Origin of the sequence: Mycobacterium sp. BK086, from assembly GCA_004362315.1 — a bacterium.
GTDB lineage: Bacteria > Actinomycetota > Actinomycetes > Mycobacteriales > Mycobacteriaceae > Mycobacterium.
Genome location: SNWL01000007.1, coordinates 552361 through 570951 on the forward strand (window position 1 = coordinate 552361; position 18591 = coordinate 570951).

The window sequence follows — 18591 nt, forward strand, 5'->3', positions numbered from 1 at the left end:
CGCCGGGTATCCGACATGGCGGCTAGGCCGGCGCGTCGCTGTTGGTCGGTGCCAGCTTTTCGCACAGCAGTTCCGCCAGCCCGCGAACGGTGCCGACGGCGAGGTCGCCGGACGTCAAGCGCACACCCGTTTCGGATTCCAGTCGGGTGCGTAATTCCAACGCTCCCAGCGAGTCCACGCCGTATTCGGCCAGCGGCCGGTCGGGCTCGATATTGCGACGCAGAATCAGGCTCACCTGGTCGGAGATCAGGCGGCGCAATCGGGTCGGCCACTCCGCCCGCGGCGTCCCGCTGAGCTCGGCGAGCAGTTTGCTTGTGCCCGTTTGAGTTTCTCCGACGGTGTTGAATGCTTCGGCGAACGGCGTCCGCTCGGCGAACTCGGTCAACCACGTGCTGCCGGTGGTCGGTGCATAACCGGTGTAGGCCCGGTCGTGGCGCAGCAACACGTCCAGTGCATACGCGCCCTCGTCGGGAGCGATGGCCACGCCTGCGCTCTCGGCGAGCTCAGTGGCGCGCCCGATCTGGGCCCAGGGGCCCCAGGCGATCGCGGTGCCCGGGAGGCCTCGGGCTCGCCGCCAGCGGGTGAACGCATCCAGCCAGCTGTTGGCCGCGGCGTAGGCCCCCTGCCCGGGCGAGCCCACCAGCGCGGACGCCGACGAGAACGAGCAGAACCAGTCGACCGGTTGATCGGCGGTGGCGCTGTGCAGATTCCACGCGCCGTAAACCTTTGGCGCCCAATCACGCTCGATCAGTTCGTCGGTGATGTTGGCCAGCGTGGCATCCTCGATGACGGCCGCGGCGTGCAGGACACCCCGGACCGGCAGTCCGGTGGCGGTGGCGGCCTCCACCATTTTCTGTGCGGTCGCGGGATCCGCGATGTCACCGCAGTGCACGACGACCTCGGCGCCCATCGCGCGGATCAGCTCGATCGTTTCCAGCGCCTTGAGGGTCGGCTGCGAACGGGAGGTCAGCACGATCCGGCCGCAGCCCGCGACGGCCATCTTCTCGGCCAGGAACAATCCCAGGCCACCCAGCCCGCCGGTGACCAGGTAGGCGCCGTCAGCGCGGAAGGCATTGGCCTGCTCCGGCGGAACCACGACGTTGCTGGTCCCGGTTCGCGGGATCTCCAACAGCAGCTTGCCCGTGTGCTGGGCCGCGCCCATCACCCGGATCGCGGTCGCGGCATCGGCCAACGGGTACTCGGTGTGCGCGGCCGGCGGCAATTCGCCTTCTGCCACAAGCTGATACACGGTGCGCAGCAGGTCGCCGATCCGCTGGGGATGGCTCAGCGACATCAGTGCCAGGTCCACGTAGTAGAACGTCAGGTTTCGCCGGAACGGGAACAAGCCCAGTCGGGTGTTCCCGTAGACGTCGCGCTTGCCGATCTCGACGAACCGCCCCCCGGTGGCCAGGAGCTCGAATCCGGCGCGCTGGGCTGCCCCGGTGAGGGAGTTGAGCACGATATCCACGCCGTAACCGTCGGTGTCGTGGCGGATCTGGTCGGCGAAGTCGGTGCTGCGCGAGTCGTAGACATGTTCGATCCCCATGTCGCGCAGCATTTGTCGACGTTCCTCGCTACCCGCGGTCGCGAAGATCTCGGCGCCCGCGGCCCGCGCGACTCCGATGGCGGCCTGGCCGACACCGCCGGTCGCGGAGTGGATCAGAACCCGGTCACCTGCCCCGATCCGAGCCTGCTCGTGCAGGCCGTACCACGCGGTGGCGCTCGCGGTTGCCACCGCCACTGCCTGGTGATCGGTCAGGGCGTCCGGAAGCGTCACCGCGAGCCGGGCATCACAGGTGACGAACGTGCCCCAGCATCCGTTCGCGGAGAACCCGCCGACCCGGTCGCCGACGCGATGGTCGGTGACGTCCGGACCGACCGCGGTGACCACGCCTGCGAAATCCATCCCCAGCTCGGGCAAGCCGCCCTCGATGGCGGGGAAGAGCCCCATCGCGACCAGCACATCGGCAAAGTTGATGCTGGACACGCCGACAGCGACCTCGATCTGCCCCGGGCCCGGCGTAACGCGTTCGCTGGCAACCAGTTCCAAGGTTTCCAAGTCGCCGGGCGTGCGGATCTGCAGCCGCATGCCCTCGGAGTCGTTGTCGGCGACGAGCATCTGCCGCTCATCGGATCGCAACGGGCTGGGCCGCATGCGGGCCGTGTACCACGCGCCGTCGCGCCAGGCGGTCTCGTCTTCCTTGGACCCGCAGAACAGCTGCCTGGTCAGTTGTTCTGCATCGGTGCTGTCGTCGACGTCGATCTGGGTGGCGTGCAGGTGCGGGTATTCGGTGCTGATCACCCGCACCAGCCCGCGCAGACCGCCCTGCTCCAGGTTGGCGACATCGCCGTCCACGACGGTCTGGGCCGCACGCGTGACCACGAACAAGTGCGGGATGTGGCCCGTCGTCTGCGCCAACTCCCGCGTGATGCGCGCCAGATGCTGGACGTATTCGCTTCCCACGAGCGGGGATTGGTCGGAGCCCTCGCTGGTCTTCGGTCCGGTGAGGATCACCGCGCCGGTCACCTTGCCGGAACGCAGGTGCTCGGCCAGGTGCGTGGTGTGGGAGGCGTGGTCGGCATTCGGTGGCCAGCTCATCGTGTTGCACTGTGCACCTTGGTTTTTCAAGGTGTCGGTCAGTGCGTTGCCGAGCAGGTCAGCGGTGGCGGTGGTGCTGATCAACAGCCAGGTGCCGGCGTCGACGTGAGTCGGCTCCGGCAGCTGCCGCTGCTGCCATTCGATGGCCAACAGGCGCTCGCCGAGCAGCCGCTCCTGCTGAGCCTCTTCGGATTCCCCTGTACCGCAGATCAATCCCCGCACACTGAGCAGAACAGTGCCGTCCTGGTCGAGAACGTCGAGATCGGCCTCGATTCCGGCAGAATCGATTTGAGTGACTCGGGCGTAGCAGTAGTGGGCGTTGCGGGCCGGTCCGTAGGAGCGCAGTCGTCCCACTCCCAATGGCAGTCCCGCCATGCCGGCTTGGAGCTGCGGACTGGCGGCAACTGCCTGGAAGCAGGCGTCCAGCAGTGCCGGGTGCACGCCGTACGCGCCCTGTTGCATCCGGATTTGGCGGGGAAGTGCGACTTCGGCCAGCACGCTGCCGCTGGCGTCATCGCCGGTGTGGATATCACCAAGGCCACAGAACGCGGGCCCGTAGTGCACGCCGAGCTGGTCCAACCGGTCGCGCACCTCGTCGCCTCCGGTGCGATGCGGGTGGGCGGCGAGCAGGGCGGCGATATCGTATGCGGCGGGCGGCTCGTCGTCTGCGGTGTACAGCACCGCGCTGGCTTGCCGTGCTTGGCGCCCGCCGTCATCGGATTCGACGAGGAAGTCGACGGCGCCGGGGGAGGACAGTGCCGCCGATGCGCCGATGGTGGTTTCGTCGTCGAGCAACAGCGCGTGCTCGAAACGGATATCGCGAACCTCGGCGGCTTCTCCGAGCACGGCGTGCGCCGCAGCCAGGGCCATCTCGCAATAGGCGGCGCCGGGCAGTACCGCCACGGTTCGAATCGTGTGATCCGCGAGCCAGGGCTGGGCGACGGTACCGACCTGGGCCTGCCACACGTGGCGCTCCGGCTCCTCCGGCAAGCGCACGTGCGGGCCGAGGAGCGGATGGACGGACACGGTGAAACCGCCGTGTGACTGTGTCTCGTGGCCGTCGTGGTCCAGCCACAGCCTGCGTCGTGTCCACGCCGGCAGCGGTGCGTCGACCAGTTGTCCATCCGGATACAGCACCGAGAAGTCGACTTCGGCACCGGCACTGTGCAAATCGGCCACCAGGCCGCGAAGCCCGTGCGGCAACGTCTGCTCACGGCGCAACGCGGCGAACGTGGCGACCGGCGCGTCCAGGTTCTTGGCGGTCCGTTCGATGGTGTGCGTGAGCATCGGGTGCGGTGCCAGTTCGGCGAACACCCGGTATCCGTCTTCCAGTGCGGCTCGTGCGGCCGCGGCGAATCGCACGGTGTTGCGCAGGTTCTTGGCCCAGTACTTGTTGTTGCACACCGGTTCTTCGCGGGGGTCGAAGCCGGTCGCCGAGTAGAACGGAATCTGCGGCGTCAGCGCTTTGATCTCGGCGAGAGCCTCGGTGAGCTCAGGAAGAATCGGATCGACAAGGGGAGAGTGGGCCGCGACGTCGATCACGGACTGGCGGACCATCACGTCGCGTTCTTCCCACGTCGCCATCAGCTCGCGAACAGTCTCGGTCGCGCCGCTGATCACCGTGGAGTCCGGTGACGCGACCACCCCGACGACGACGTCCTTGATGCCGCCCAGCGTCAGCTCCGAAAGTACTTGCTTGGCAGGCAGTTCCACCGATGCCATGATTCCGGAGCCGGCGAGGCGCGCCATCAGCTGCGAGCGCCTGCAGATCACCCGAACCCCGTCTTCGAGGGACAGCGCCCCGGCGACAACCGCCGCGGCCACCTCGCCCATCGAATACCCGATGACAGCGCCAGGACGTGCGCCGTACGCCTTCATGGTGGCGGCCAGTGCCACCTGAATGGCGAATACCGCCGGCTGCAACTGCGCGTCGCCGCTCACCACGTCCGGTGCGGTGATCGCCGCGGTGACCGAGAATCCGGACTCGGCGGCGATCATCGGCTCGAGCTGTGCCACGGTGGCCGCGAAAACCGGCTCGGTGTCGAGCAGCGGCGCGCCCATCCGAGCCCATTGGGAGCCCTGTCCGGAGAACACCCAGACCGGCCCGCGATCGTCGTGTGCCAGTGCGGCAGGGTGGGGCGCCTCGTCGGCGGCGACCTCGAGCAACGCCGCGGTCAGCTCCGACCCGCTGGTCGCGTGGACGGCGGTGCGAACCGGGCGGTGCGCGCGGCGGCGCGCGAGCGTGTACCCGAGATTCGGCAGTGTCACCTCGTCGTGGGTCTGCACCCACTGGGCCAGCCGGCCGGCCGAGCGCCGCAGGCCGTCGGCTGAGGTCGACGAGAGCGGGAAGAGCAGCGGTGCGGGGGGAGCGTCGTTGCGATCTGCGCTCGTGCTGCGTGTTGCCTGCGGCTCAGGACCTTGCTCCAGGACGGCGTGGACATTGGTCCCCGACACTCCGTACGACGACACCGCCGCGCGGCGCGGATGGGAGCCGTTTACCGGCCACTCGGTGTTCTCCACGGGGACAAAGAGTTTCGTGGGGATTTTGGCCAGATCGTCGGGCAGGCGGGTGAAATGCAGATTGCGGGGGATCGTGCCGTGCTGCAACGCCAGGATCGCCTTGATCAGGCCGATGACACCGGAGGCGGACTGCGAGTGGCCGACGTTGGTCTTCACCGATCCGAGCGCGCAGGGCGTGTCGAGCCCGTACACGTCGCTCAGGCTGGTGTATTCGATGGGATCGCCCACCGGAGTGCCCGGCCCGTGCGCCTCGACCAGGCCGACACTATTTGCGTCGACATCCGCGGCCGCCAGCGCTGCCCGATACACAGCGGCCTGAGCGGTGACCGAGGGAGTGGAGGTGTTCACCGTGTGGCCGTCGTGGTTGACGGCCGTACCCCGGATGACGGCCAGGATGCGGTCGCCGTCGCGGATCGCGTCCGGCAGGCGCTTGAGGAGCACCATCGCACAGGCCTCGCCGGCGACGTAGCCGTCGGCCTCGACGTCGAAGGCTTGGCAGCGCCCGGTGGGGGAGAGATGGCCCGCCGCGGTTCCCGCGACGTACTTGCGCGGGTCCAGCATCACGTATGCGCCGCCGGCGAGGGCGAGGTCGCTCTCGCCGTCGCTCAGGCTGCGGCAGCCCATGTGCACGGCGAGCAGCCCGGACGAACATGCGGTGTCGACCGCCATCGCGGGACCGTGCAGCCCCAGCGTGTAGGCGATGCGGCCGGAGGCCATGCTGAACGTGTTGCCGGAGAACCCGTAGGGCCCCTCCATGGCCTCGGACTCCGCCGACACCGACTGGTAGTCGGAGTGCGACAGCCCGGTGAACACGCCCGTCAGTGAGTCTTTCAGGGCTTCCGGTGCGAGCCCGGCATGCTCCATGGCCTCCCACGCGGTCTCGAGCAGCAAACGGTGTTGCGGGTCGATCGCGGCTGCCTCGCGCTCGTTGATGCCGAAGAATTCCGAATCGAAGCCGGCAACGTCGTCGAGGAAGGCGCCCCACTTCGACGAGGTGCGGCCCGGTACGCCCGGCTCCGGGTCGTAGTACTCGTCGTTGTCCCAGCGGTCCCGCGGCACTTCGGTGACCAGGTCGGCGCCGTTCCGCAGCGCTTCCCAGAGCTGCTCGGGGGACTCGATACCGCCGGGAAGCCGGCAAGCCATACCGATGACGGCGACCGGAATTGTCGACTTGGAGCTCATAGCGGCTGGGGAAATCGGGGTACTTGAGCCGCTTGGCCGATCACCGATCGCACCGAATGAAACCATCCCGTCTCCTCAACAGCAACGAAGCCGCAGTCCAGTCCGTTGCTTGACTCACCTCTGGTCCCCCAACCCGGGCAAGACGATTATTGACGCAGACGCAGCGTCCCGGGTCAAGTTTGCTTGATTCGCAGGTAAGTGCACAGGAAAGCCGGTGGCAGGGGAGTTTGCCGAGCGCGCTAAGCGGACTGGTTAGGGCGGCGCGCAACGGTTGACGAGGGCGTCACTTAACTTGGCTGTTCGAAAGTGAGGGCGCTACGGCTTTTGATAGCTTGCTTGCCGTGACACAGGCGATTGAGGCATCGATTCCGGCCCTGCTGCGCGAACGCGCCAGCATGCAGCCGGATGACATTGCGTACACGTTCATGGACTACGACCAGGACTGGGCCGGCGTCCCGGTCAGCCTGACGTGGCCGCAGTTGTATCGGCGCGTTGCCAACTTCGCCCGCGAGCTCAGCCTGACCGCGTCACCCGGCGATCGCGCGATGATCATCGCCCCCCAAAGCCTGGAATACATCGTTGCGTTCCTGGGCGCCCTGCACGCCGGTGTGATTCCCGTTCCGCTCTCGGTCCCCATGGGCGGTGTCACCGACGAACGGGTCGAGTCGGTCATGCGCGACGCATCACCCGTTGCCGTGCTCACGACGTCCGCCGTTGTGGCCGAGGTGAGTCGCAGCATCGTCCCCAACCCCGGGCAGGCGCCGCCGGCCATCATCGAGGTCGATTTGCTCGACCTCGATGCTCCGCCGCGGCCAGGGGCGCCCGCGATGTACGAGAACGACAATCCGCACGCCACCGCGTATCTGCAGTACACCTCCGGTTCGACGCGCTCACCGGCTGGTGTGATGATCTCGTACACAAACCTTTTCACCAATCTGCAACAGATCACCACCGATTACTCGAGGCATGCCGGGGTCACCCCGCCCGATCTGACGTTCGTGTCGTGGCTGCCGTTCTTCCACGATCTGGGATTGATCCTGGGGGTTTGCTCGCCGATTGTTCTGGGGACCAGCGCCGTGCTGACCAGCCCGGCGTCGTTCCTGGTGCGGCCGGCGCGCTGGATGCAGCTGCTGGCGACCAATCCGTGCCCCTTCACCGCGGCACCGAACTTCGCGTTCGACCTGGCCACCAGGAAGACTTCTGATGAGGACATGGCCGGGCTGGACCTCGGCGGCGTGCACACCATCCAGAGCGGCGCCGAGCGGGTTCAGCCCGCGACGATCAAGCGCTTCACCGACCGATTCGCCCGTTTCAATCTGAGCGAGGCGGTGATTCAGCCGTCGTACGGCATGGCCGAGGCCACCCTGTACATGTCGACCCCCAGGCCCGAAGACCCGATCAAGGTCGTGTACTTCGACACCGATGCCCTGACCGCCGGCGAGGCCAAGCGTTCCGGCGAGGACGGCACCCCGCTGGTCAGTTACGACGGTCCGATCAGCTCGCGCTCGCCGGTCCTGCGGATCGTCGATCCGGAGACCCGCACCGAGGTTCCGGACGGGAAGACCGGGGAGATCTGGTGCCATGGCGACAACGTCAGCATCGGCTACTGGGAAAACCCGGAGGAGACCGCCCGCACCTTCGGCGGCACCATCGTCGCACCGTCGGCAGGCACGCCCGAAGGCCCGTGGCTGAAGACCGGCGACGTCGGCTTCATCTCGGATGGCGAGCTGTTCGTCGTCGGCCGGATCAAGGATCTGTTGATCATCTACGGCCGCAATCATTCTCCCGATGACATCGAGGCGACGGTCACGGAGATCACCAAGGGCCGTTGTGTGGCGATCGCCGTTCCGGATGACGACGTGGAGAAGCTGGTCGTCGTGATGGAGGTCAGGAAGCGTGGCGATTCCGACGAAGAGGCCAAGCAGCACCTCGAGGCCATCAAGCGCGACGTGACGTCGGCGATCTCGAACACGCACGGCATCGCGGTGTCCGATCTGGTTCTGGTGGGCGGGGGTTCGATCCCGGTCACCACCAGTGGCAAGGTCAGGCGACAATCCTCGGTGGATCTCTACCAGCGCAAGCAGTTCGTCCGCCTGGACGGCTGAGCTAGGGCGTTCCGTTGGTGCCGTCGGTGCCGTTGGTGGCCGAACCGCTTGCCGCCCAAGCGGTTCCGCCGGTCGCACCCAGCCCGCCCGCGGTGGTGCCGTCGCCGCCATTGCCGCCGTCGCCACCGACGGAATTTCCTGCGCCGTAGTTGTAGGCAAGACCGCCGAGACCGCCGTCGCCGCCCGTCGTGCCGTCTCCGCCTGCGCCGCCGTTGCCGCCGACCGCTGCGCCCGGCCCAGTCGCACCCGTCAATGCGCCGGCCACCGACACCAGCAGGCTGAAGAGGGGGTCACTCCCGAGATCTGCCGCGCCACCGGCTCCGCCGTTTCCGCCCGCTCCGGTGGTGCCGTTTCCGCCTGCTCCGCCATTCCCGCCGGTGACGCTTCCGGCGTGATATGCGCCGGCGAAGTAGCCGAATCCGAAGCTGATGACCGAGCCGCCCGCGCCGCCGTTGCCACCGGTGGCGCCGTCGCCACCCTTGCCGCCGTCTCCGCCATTGCCGCCGATGAGGCCGCCGGTGCCACCCGCGCCACCGTCACCGCCGACGCCGGAGCTGGCGCCGCCGGCTCCGCCACTTCCGCCCGAGCCGAACAGCACTGCCGAGCCGCCGTTGCCGCCGGCACCCCCGTTCGCGCCATCTCCGCCGTTACCGCCATTGCCGATCAGCCCGCCCGCGCCGCCGTCGCCGCCGGTGCAGCCCGCGCTATCGGTACAGGTCGCGTCCGTCCAGGTGTAACCCTTGCCGCCGCTGCCCAGCAGCCAGCCGCCGCCCTGCCCATCGGGGCTCGCCGCGGTGCCGTCTACGCCGTTGCCGATGATCGGGCGGCCCTGCCACTCGTTGGTGACGAGCGCGGTGATGATCTCGGGGAGGCTGATCGTCACCGTCGGGCCGCCACCCGCCGTGCGGGCGTACGCGACGATCGTGGCGATCACGTCGTTTATCGACAGATTCGGCGGAGTGGTCGGAGTGTCCGCGGCGGCCAAGGTGGTCGTCGTCCGTGCGCTGGCTGCCTGCGTGACGGTGGGAACCGACTCCGTGGTGGCTTCGGTCGCTGCGGCGGGCGTGGCCGACACCGTGGTGGTGCCCGTGCGTTTCCCGGTCGTCGATTTCGGCGAGTTCGTCTTGGAGCCACCAGTGGCTTTCGACGCCGTGGAACGCCCGGAGTGTCCCACCTTGGGGCCGGTGGCGCTGTGGCTCGACGACGCGGAGTCACTGCCCGAGGAGTCGGCGTTGGCGATCCCGGTGGCGCCGCCGAGCGAAGCGCAGACGCCTACGGTCAGAGCGCCTGCTCCCAGCCAGAATGAGACTTTGCTGTGCGGCTGCTGGCCGCGATGGCGGGCGGTCGTGCGCTGTACTCGGGACATCGCCCGGTGAGTCGCACGATGCCGTGCAGCCATGGTTTGCTCCCATGTTCGCCAATGCTTTGAGCGTCCACATGGTAGCAACGTGTGATTCGGAGTCAGGGCAAACTCTCGATCGCCCGTCTCGGGGCAACTGCGATCAGGTGCCGCCGGCCCCGCCCGTGCCCGCGGTGCCGCCGGTTCCGCCACTGCCGCCGTTGACCCCGCTGGGCGCACCGCCCGTATTGCCCGAGCCGCCACCACCGCCGGCCTTGCCCGCGCTTGCGCCGGCCTTTCCGGTGCCGCCGGTTCCGCCGCCACCGCCGGCCCCGCCGGTCCCGCCCGTGCCACCGGTTCCCGAGCCGCTCCCGGTGCCGCCGGTTCCGCCGGTGCCGCCGACAGCACCACCGCCGCCTGCGCCGCCGGGGCCGTTCGCGCCGGTGCCGGCCCCACCCGTTCCGCCACTTCCCGCGGTGCCGCCGGTCCCACCGGATCCGCCCGTCCCGTTGCCTCCACCGGCATTGCCGCCGTTGCCGCCGACGCCGGCCGTGCCGCCGGTTCCACCGCCACCACCGGTGCCGGTGCCGTTGGAGGTGCCTCCGTTCCCGCCGTTGCCCGCGGTGTTGGCGTTTCCGCCCGCACCGCCCGAACCGCCGTCGGTGCCGGCGCCGCCGCCACCGCCCGAACCGCCGGTTCCGCCGGTTCCGCCCTTGGCGCCAGACGTGTTGGTTCCGGTGCCGTTGCCGCCTCGGCCGCCAGTGCCGCCGGTTCCGCCGGTGCCGCCGCCACCGCCGTTGCCGCCGCCGACCCCGGAGATACCCGCGCCGCCGGTGCCACCGCCACCGGCGGTTCCGCCGGTGCCGCCGTTGCCGCCGACGGTGGGCACCGTGCCGTTGGTGCCGATATCGCCGGTGCCGCCGCCACCACCGTTGCCGCCGAGGCCACCGGCGCCACCGGTGCCGTTGGCGCCGCCGTTGGTGCCCGCACCGGCCGCGCCGCCGAGGCCGCCCTTGCCGCCGCCACCGCCGGCGTTGCCGTTACCGCCGTTGCTGCCGGTGTTACTGCCGCCAGTGCCGCCGCCACCGCCCGTGCCGCCGACGCCGCCCTGTCCGCCGGCGCCGCCGCCGACGCCGCCGATACCCGTACCGCCGGTGCCGCCCGCGCCGGCGGCTCCGCCCTGTCCGCCGGCGTTGCCTGCGGTGGGAGCGGTGCCGCTCGTGCCGTTGTTGCCGGCACCACCCGTTCCGCCGGTGCCACCGGCGCCACCCTGGCCCGCAGCGCCGTTAGTACCGCCGCCTGTGCCGCCTGTGCCGGCCGTACCACCGGTGCCGCCCTTGCCGCCTCCGCCGCCGTTGGCGGCGGCATCGCCTGTCGTGGTGTCGGTGCCGCCGGTTCCGCCGGTGCCGCCCTTGCCGCCGACGCCACCTTGTCCGCCCGTACCGCCGCCGGTACCGCCGATGCCGTTGCCGCCCGTTCCGCCGGCGCCGCCGTTGCCGGCCGCGCCGCCCGTACCGCCCGTTCCAGCTGTCGTGCCGGTGGTGCCCGAGCCGCCGCTACCGCCCGCGCCGCCCGTGCCGCCGTTGCCGGCCGCACCGGCAGTGCCGTTGGTTCCGCCGTTCGTGCCGGCGGTGCCCGACGCCCCGCCGTTGCCGCCGGTTCCGCCGTTGCCGCCGACACCGCCTGCGCCACTGGTCGTTCCGGTGTTGTTGCCGCCCGCACCGCCGGTGCCGGCCAGCCCGCCTGCGCCACCCTGGCCACCGGTGCCGCCACCGACTCCGCCGATACCGTTGCCGCCGGCTCCGCCTTGGCCACCTGAGCCGCCGCCGCCACCGGTCCCGCCGGTGCCGCCTGCCGCGGCTGTGGTGCTTCCCGTGCCCGCGGTGCCGGTGCCGCCGCCACCGCCGTTGCCTCCGGCGCCGCCGTTGCCGGCGGTGCCCACGCCACCGGCGGTTCCGGTGCCTGCGGTTCCCGCGCCGCCGCTGCCTGCGGCGCCTGCGTTGCCGCCGGTACCGCCTTGCCCGCCGCCGCCACCGGCGCCGCCGAGAACGCCGGTGTTGGCGCCTCCGGCGCCGCCTGCGCCGGCCAGGCCGCCGCCGCCGCCCTGCCCGCCGGCGCCGCCGGTACCCGTGCCGCCATTGCCGCCCGTGCCGCCTTGGCCACCGGCGCCGCCCGCGCCACCGGTACCGCCGTTGCCGCCTGCCGCGGCCGTTGTGCTGCCTGTGCCCGCGGTGCCGGTGCCTCCCGCACCACCGTTGCCGCCGGTGCCACCGGCGCCGGCACTGCCGACGCTGCCGGCCGCGCCGCCGTTCGCGCCGGCGCTGCCTGCGGCGCCGGCGTTGCCGCCGGTACCGCCTTGCCCGCCGCCGCCACCGGCGCCACCGAGAACGCCCGTGTTGGCGCCGCCGGTGCCGCCGTTTCCGGCGAGGCCGCCGATACCGCCTTGCCCGCCGGTGCCGCCGCCTGCCCCGGAGATTCCCGCGCCGCCGGTGCCACCCTGACCGCCTGCTCCGCCGCTGCCGCCGGTGCCGCCGGTACCGCCCGCGGCGGCGGTCGCGCTGCCGGAACCGGCTGTGCCGGTACCGCCGCCACCGCCGTTGCCTCCGGCACCGCCGTTGCCGGCGCTCCCGTTCGTGCCGTTCGTGCCGCCGCCGGTCCCGCCGACGCCTGCGGCGCCGGCGTTTCCGCCGGTGCCACCTTGTCCACCGGCAGCGCCGGCTCCGCCCGCGCTGCCGGTATTGGTTCCGCCCTGGCCGCCCCCGCCGCCGGTCCCGCCCTTGCCGCCGATGCCACCGGTACCGCCGCCGACTCCGCCGCTGCCCGCGCCACCGTTGCCGCCCGCGCCGCCCGCACCCGCGGCACCACCCTGGCTACCCGCAGTCGCCGTCGTGCCGTTCGTCCCGGCCGTGCCCGTACCGCCGCCACCGCCGTTACCGCCGTTACCGCCGGCACCTGCGGTGCCGGCCGAACCTGCGCTCCCGCCACCGGCGCCCGCAGCGCCGGCCGCTCCGGCGTTGCCGCCGGTGCCGCCTTGTCCGCCGCCGCCTCCGGCGCCGCCGGAATTGCCGGTGTTCGTGCCGCCGTCGCCGCCGTTTCCGGCCAGACCGCCGACGCCGCCGTTGCCGCCCTTACCGCCGCCGACTCCGCCGCTGCCCGCGCCGCCCGCGCCGCCGGCGCCGGCGTTGCCGCCCTGGCCGCCCGATCCGCCTGCCGTGGCGGAGGTTCCGGTCGTCCCGGTGCTGCCGATCGCGCCGGCCCCGCCGTTGCCGCCGTTACCGCCATCGCCGGCGGTCCCGGCGCTGCCTGCGGCACCGCCACCCGACCCGCCGGCGCCGGCTGCGCCCGCGTTGCCGCCGGTGCCGCCTTGTCCGCCGCCGCCTCCGGCGCCGCCGGAATTGCCGGTGTTCGTGCCGCCGTCGCCGCCGTTTCCGGCCAGACCGCCGACACCGCCGATGCCACCCTTGCCGCCACCGGCGCCGCCGGTGCCACCCTGCCCGGCATCGCCGCCGCTGCCGCCCACACCGCCAGCGGTCGCCGAGGTGCCGGTCACGCCCGTTGTGCCCGCGCCGCCCTTACCGCCATTGCCACCGAGGCCGCCGGTCCCGCCGGTGCCCATGGTGCCGTTCGCGCCGCCATTGCTGCCGCCCGCACCGGCAGCACCACCCGACCCGCCGGTGCCGCCCTGCCCGCCGGCTGCACCGCTGCCACCGGTCGTGCCGATGTTGGAGCCGCCCTTGCCCCCTGCGCCCCCTGCGCCGCCTGCGCCGCCGTTGCCGCCCTGCCCACCTGTGGCACCGCGGAGCCCTGCGCCGCCGCTGCCGCCGACGCCTCCGGCTCCGCCGGTCGCGCCCTGCCCACCCGCGATGGGTGCGGTCGCGGAATCGGTTCCAGCCGTGCCGTTTCCGGCGGCACCGCCACTGCCGCCGTTGCCGCCCGCCCCGCCCGTGCCGCTGCTGGCATAGGCAACGCCGCCGTTACCACCCGCGCCACCCACGAGTCCTGCCCCCGGACTATCGGCACCATCACCACCGGCGCCGCCGGTGGCAGAGCCGTTTGCGAGGTAGTTGTAAGCCATCCCGCCGTTGCCGCCGGCCCCGCCGACAGTCGCCCCCGCGCCGCCGTTGCCTGCCCCACCTCCGGTGGCGGTCCCGATGGGAACCGGCACCGTGCTGTTCAGCGTGAAGTCATAGGGCCCGACGAGCGCGACACCGCCGTCGCCGCCGGCGCCTCCCGCGCCGATCGATCCGGTGCCGCCCTGACCGCCGGCCCCGCCGACCGCGTTTCCGAATCCATAGCTGTTCGCCACGCCGCCGGTTCCGCCTGCGCCGCCCGTTCCGCCGCTGCCGCCTTGACCGCCCGCGCCGCCGAACAGCATGCCCCCGCCGCCGGTTCCGCCGGTCCCGCCGGTGCCGGTGTCGCTATTGCCACCGGCTCCGCCGATGCCGGCCAGGTTCAGATAGCCCCCGGCGCCGCCGTCCCCGCCGTTTCCGCCCTTGCCGGAGCCCAGGCCGGCGCCGCCGGCGCCGCCGATTCCGCCGTTACCGCCGCCGATCAAGCCGCCCTGGCCGCCGGCCCCGCCGTTGCCGCCGTCCTGACCGGCCACGGTGGCGGCCCCGCCGGCGCCGCCTACCCCGCCTGTGCCGAACCAGAGCGCCGATCCGCCGTTACCGCCGGCCTGGCCGGCGGCGCCCGCGCCACCCTTGCCGCCGTCTCCGATGAGCCCCGCAAGCCCACCGTTGCCGCCACTCAGGCCGGAATTCGTTGGCGCAGACCAACCGTCGCCGCCGTTGCCGTAGAACCATCCGCCGGGCTTGCCGTCCGGGCTGTCCGCTGTGCCGTCGGCTCCGTTACCGACCAGCGGACGTCCGGTCAGGATCGTGATCGGATCCACCGTTGCCGAAGCCCTCGGCGACGCGTTGGCGGCGGCTACGGAAAATGCGCGCGCAAGCGCATCCGGCGTCACGTGCGGGCGACCAGTGGTCTCGGGGGAACGGGCAGGCCGACGTGGTCCGCCGACACCTCGCGTCGAGGTGTTCGGCTCAGCCGCCGGTGGGCCCGCGTGCCGGCGGGGGGCGACCTTGGCGCCCGTGTCGCGGTGGCCGGTCGCATCGCCGGGGGAGGTATCGGCATGGGCGACGCCGGGTGCGGCGCTCAAGGACGCGCAGACGCCCACCGCGAGTGCGCCCGTCCCGAGCCAGAGCGAAACCTTGCTAGGGGTTCGGGGATCGCGTCGAGCTGCCATGGCCGTCGTCCGACCCCGCGCACGATGCCTTGCAGCCATAGTTTGCTCCCACCTAGCAATTGCTACAAGTTGTGAATTTTAGCAACTTCTCGGCGAGTATTTGCGATCTAAAGCATCGGTTATGGATCACTTCCAACGGTAGTAGAGAAAGCGCAGTTCAAAGGCACTGTAAGTGCAGTTATGTATCGGAAAATTACAGCGAGAACGCCCTAGAACGACGCGCTCGACACGTGCAAATCAGAAATACTCGGCTACGTTTAGCCTCTGGCGGATGATCCCTTGCCACCGCTGCCGGTTCCGGACTTTTTGCTGGTGGCGTTTGACGACCTCGAGGCTTTCTTTTGGCCGACGCCGCGAGTGGCTGCCACAGCGCTAGGCGCGTCGGTGTCCGGCGATGCCGTCGAACTGGCGGTCTCGGTGATGCTCGCGCGCACTGCGGCCGCGCTGGAGGCCTTCTTGCTACTGGCGACCGATGTCGCCCCGGGCGCGGTGCTCCCGTTGATGTTGATACCCGGAATCGACCTCGTGATCGTCTGCAGACTCCGGCCAATCGCCCCGGCGATGGCGAACGGACCCCACCCCGCCGTGATGGTGTTGTTGTCGCCGAAGAAATTGAACGCCAGGCTCAACGTGGTGTTGGGGAACGGGCCCAGCGCGGTGATGACGTTGCCGTTGCCCAGAAGGTTCCCGGCGGCGGTCAAGATGCCCTGCGCCTGCACGATGCTGTCGCCCAACATGTTCGTGGCCGAATTGAAGAAACCCTGAGTCAGCACAGCGCCCGCGTCACCGATATTGAGCGACAAGTTGCCGAGTCCGCCGCTGCTGGTGGACTTGCTGCCGTCGCCACCGACCCCACTGGCAATGGTGAGGTTGAGGCTGCCGATGTTCGTCATATTGCCCGGCCCGATTTGCAGGGCGATATTGCCGACCCCGGCGACTCCGGTCGATTGTGCGCCGCTGGCCGAGGTCAAAATGCCGATCGCAAAGTTGAGCGCGCCCATGGCCGCCGAACTGCCCGCCCCCTGCTGCCACGCGACATTCAGAAGTCCGGGCAGTACCGACGCGCGCGCGTCATCGCCTACTGCCACCGCGAAACTCATGAAGCCGAACGTCGTCACGGAGGCTGCGTTGGTGCCGAAAGACATCGCGCTGCTGAAGAAGCCATTGCCGGCGTTCGCGACGGCGCCGTTTCCGATCGCGATCGCGATACTCGTCAGGTTGCTCGTGCATCCCCCGCCGTTGCCGATACCGAACGCGGAGACACAGGTTGCGTTGGCGGCGGGGGCTTCGCCAAGGGTGCTCGCCGCGAGCGCGCCGGACACCAAAGCGGCAACCAGCACACCGCTCTTCGCCCGAACCTGATTCATAGATATGCCCTGTAACCCTAGATATCTTTGCTGGATTGGACCGTACCCGACGCGGATGGAGCTTACAGCCTTTCCCGGGGATATTGAACTCGCGACTCCCAATTGGTGGGCATTGTGCGCCGCGATCCGCTCGACACCGGGCATCGGTGACGAGTGCGACGCGCCGTCAAGTGCCTGTGACTGTTGTACTGATGTCCCAGTTCAAGGCTGTTCGGCAAAGGCTGTTCACGCCCCCGAATCAGCGGGTACGAGCGCTGAGCCCAGGTACACACCGCATAAGTGACCGACTGTGGTGGCATGCGTGGCTATCACCTGAATTAGGTATTGGACCCGATCGCGCAGCTGTAGATACAAGTCTTTGCCAGTCTTAAGCAATCGTGTTCAAGCTGGATATCGGTCGGTTGATAACTCCGGTGCAATTGCTCACACGGCTGCCCACGGCGCCGGCCATGCGGACCGGGCACCCCGAATTGGTCATCGCCCGGTCCCGGTATCGCGGCCAATCGCGTATTGCTGACGGGAGCCCGCGGGCTGCTACTGCTTGCGGTGCTTTCCACCGCCGGTGCTGCCGCTATTGCCGTTCGACTTCGCGCCGTTGTCGCTCGACGACTCCGCTTTCCGGTGGCGTCCGCCGGATGCGGTACCCGTCGAGGGCTGGCTGCCGCCGGCATCGCTCGCAGTCTCGGGCTTGCGATGGCGGCCGCCGGCGGCGGTGTCGGGCTTGGTCCCGCTGTCGTCGCCGGTCTCGGACGTCGTTGTGGTGGTGTCGACGGCTGCCGTGGCCGGCGCGGCGTCGGCTGTGGTCCGCAACGACGCGGCGTGGCGTCCGCTGCCCCCGACGCCTTCTTCCGTGCCATCGTCGCCGCCGGTTGAGCTGTTGCTTCCGCCTGTCGAGCTGTTACCGCCGGCAGGCAGTGAGGGCAGGTGGAACTCGGGCAGGTGGAATGCGGGCGCGGAGAACGTCGGCATCGAGATGGTCGACGCGTTGAACTGCGGCAGCGTGAACTTCGGTAGGTGAAAGTTGTTGATGTTGATGCCGGGGCCCTTGAGGAAGAGGTTTTGCGCCTCAAGGTTGAACGCGACCATCAACGACAACGGGCCATTGAGGGCGTTCAAGACGTTGTCGATGCCGAACGAGTTCATCACCAGGCCCAGCACCACCGGGAATCCGGTCTGCGACAACAGTTGGACCACGTTGCCGGTTCCGATGAAGTTCACGGCTGCGCTCAGAAGGCCCTGTACCGCAACGGTATTCGTTCCGAGGATGTTCGCCGCGGTGGTGAAGAGGCCTTGGGCGAAGGCTTCGCCTGCGTCGCCCAAGAGGTTGAGCGCCCACGCGCCGATACCGCCGGCGGACGTGGATTGCAGCCCCCCGCCGTTGCGCACGATGCTCAATGCGAGGTTGAGGAGGCCGACGGTGGTGACGGTGCCTGCGCCGATCTGCAGGGAGAGATTGCCAACACCTGCGGCGCCGGTTGTCTGGGCACCACTGCCGCCGCCCGGCAGGCCGATCGCGACGTTGAAACCGCCGACGGTCGACGTCGTGCCCGGCCCGAGTTGAATCGCGATATTCCCGAGCCCGACGGCGCCAGTGGACGTGGCGCCGGATGTTGCGGCGCCGAGGACGAAATTGAGCATGCCGCCCAGGATCGACGAGGTGCCCTGCCCGAACTGCAGGTTGATTCCGAACAGGGACCCCAGTGTCGCCGAGGAGGCTCCGTTACCGAAGGCTCCGCCGAAAGTGAACGCGGCGATATTGGTGAGCACGTTGGCGCCGTCACCGATGGCGATGGCACCGCCGAACAGTGCATTGCCCGCGTTCGCGACCGCGCCGTTGCCGATCGCGATCGCGAGTGTCGTCAGGTTGCTTGTGCAGCCGTTGCCGTTGTTCAGGCCGAAGGCCGACATGCAGGTGGCGTTGGCGGCCGGGGTCGGGGTGAACGCGCCGGCAGCGAGTGCACTGGCGACCAGCGCACCAAGCGCCGCGTTACGCCCGTCTCGAACCCGACCCACCGACATCTCCGTTGTTTCGAATGTGTCTTTGCTGGTTTGGACCGTACCGGACAAGTACGCGCTACTGACAGTCTTCCAATGGATATTCGGCCGCGATTCGTAGCTGATACGTGGCCGGCCTGCTGACGGGCGGACCGCCTGCGCGCGACGTCGACGGGCAGTTTGGGTCCGGAGCCGGTGGCGGGTGGTGACGGGCGCCGCGGTAGCTGTTCGTCACAGAGCGC

The 18591-nt window shown here is 70.2% G+C and carries 6 protein-coding genes and 1 pseudogene; 2 read left to right on the forward strand and 5 right to left on the reverse strand.

All coding sequences use genetic code 11. From position 1 onward, the window contains the following. Positions 1-22: 22 nt before the first annotated feature. Positions 23-6367 carry a sulfolipid-1 biosynthesis phthioceranic/hydroxyphthioceranic acid synthase gene (gene pks2, locus EV580_RS26210; RefSeq protein WP_133694926.1) on the reverse strand — a complete coding sequence of 2115 codons (6345 nt, stop codon included), beginning with the start codon at positions 6365-6367 and terminating at the stop codon, positions 23-25. 275 nt (positions 6368-6642) lie between these two features. Between pks2 and EV580_RS26215 the strand changes: the two genes are divergently transcribed. Next, a complete protein-coding gene (locus tag EV580_RS26215) occupies positions 6643-8406 on the forward strand; it encodes an AMP-binding protein (RefSeq protein WP_133694928.1) in 1764 nt (587 codons plus the stop codon). 1 nt (position 8407) lies between these two features. Here the strand turns inward: EV580_RS26215 and EV580_RS33925 are convergent. After that, positions 8408-9175: pseudogene (locus EV580_RS33925) on the reverse strand (PE family protein); the annotation flags it as partial. 88 nt (positions 9176-9263) lie between these two features. Between EV580_RS33925 and EV580_RS26230 the strand changes: the two are divergent. Next, positions 9264-9782 carry a hypothetical protein gene (locus EV580_RS26230; protein ID WP_166654895.1) on the forward strand — a complete coding sequence of 173 codons (519 nt, stop codon included), beginning with the start codon at positions 9264-9266 and terminating at the stop codon, positions 9780-9782. A gap of 126 nt (positions 9783-9908) precedes the next feature. Here EV580_RS26230 and EV580_RS33930 read toward each other — a convergent pair whose 3' ends face one another. From EV580_RS33930 to EV580_RS26260, 3 genes are all read right to left on the reverse strand, one after another. Continuing rightward, complete coding sequence (locus EV580_RS33930) at positions 9909-14987, reverse strand: PE family protein (RefSeq protein WP_166654896.1); 5079 nt, start codon at positions 14985-14987, stop codon at positions 9909-9911. 257 nt (positions 14988-15244) lie between these two features. Continuing rightward, positions 15245-16498 carry a hypothetical protein gene (locus EV580_RS26255; RefSeq protein WP_133694933.1) on the reverse strand — a complete coding sequence of 418 codons (1254 nt, stop codon included), beginning with the start codon at positions 16496-16498 and terminating at the stop codon, positions 15245-15247. A 390-nt stretch (positions 16499-16888) separates the two neighbouring features. Further along, entirely contained in the window at positions 16889-18367 is a 1479-nt protein-coding gene (locus EV580_RS26260; RefSeq protein ID WP_133694934.1) for a hypothetical protein, read from the reverse strand. Positions 18368-18591 lie beyond the last annotated feature (224 nt).

Excerpts from the sequence above, each read along its gene's own strand:
- pks2 (WP_133694926.1), bottom strand. The coding sequence starts at position 6,367 with ATGGTTTCATTCGGTGCGATCGGTGATCGGCCAAGCGGCTCAAGTACC.
- EV580_RS26230 (WP_166654895.1), top strand. The coding sequence starts at position 9,264 with ATGATCTCGGGGAGGCTGATCGTCACCGTCGGGCCGCCACCCGCCGTG.
- EV580_RS33930 (WP_166654896.1), bottom strand. The coding sequence starts at position 14,987 with ATGGCAGCTCGACGCGATCCCCGAACCCCTAGCAAGGTTTCGCTCTGG.
- EV580_RS26255 (WP_133694933.1), bottom strand. The coding sequence starts at position 16,498 with ATGCCCGGTGTCGAGCGGATCGCGGCGCACAATGCCCACCAATTGGGA.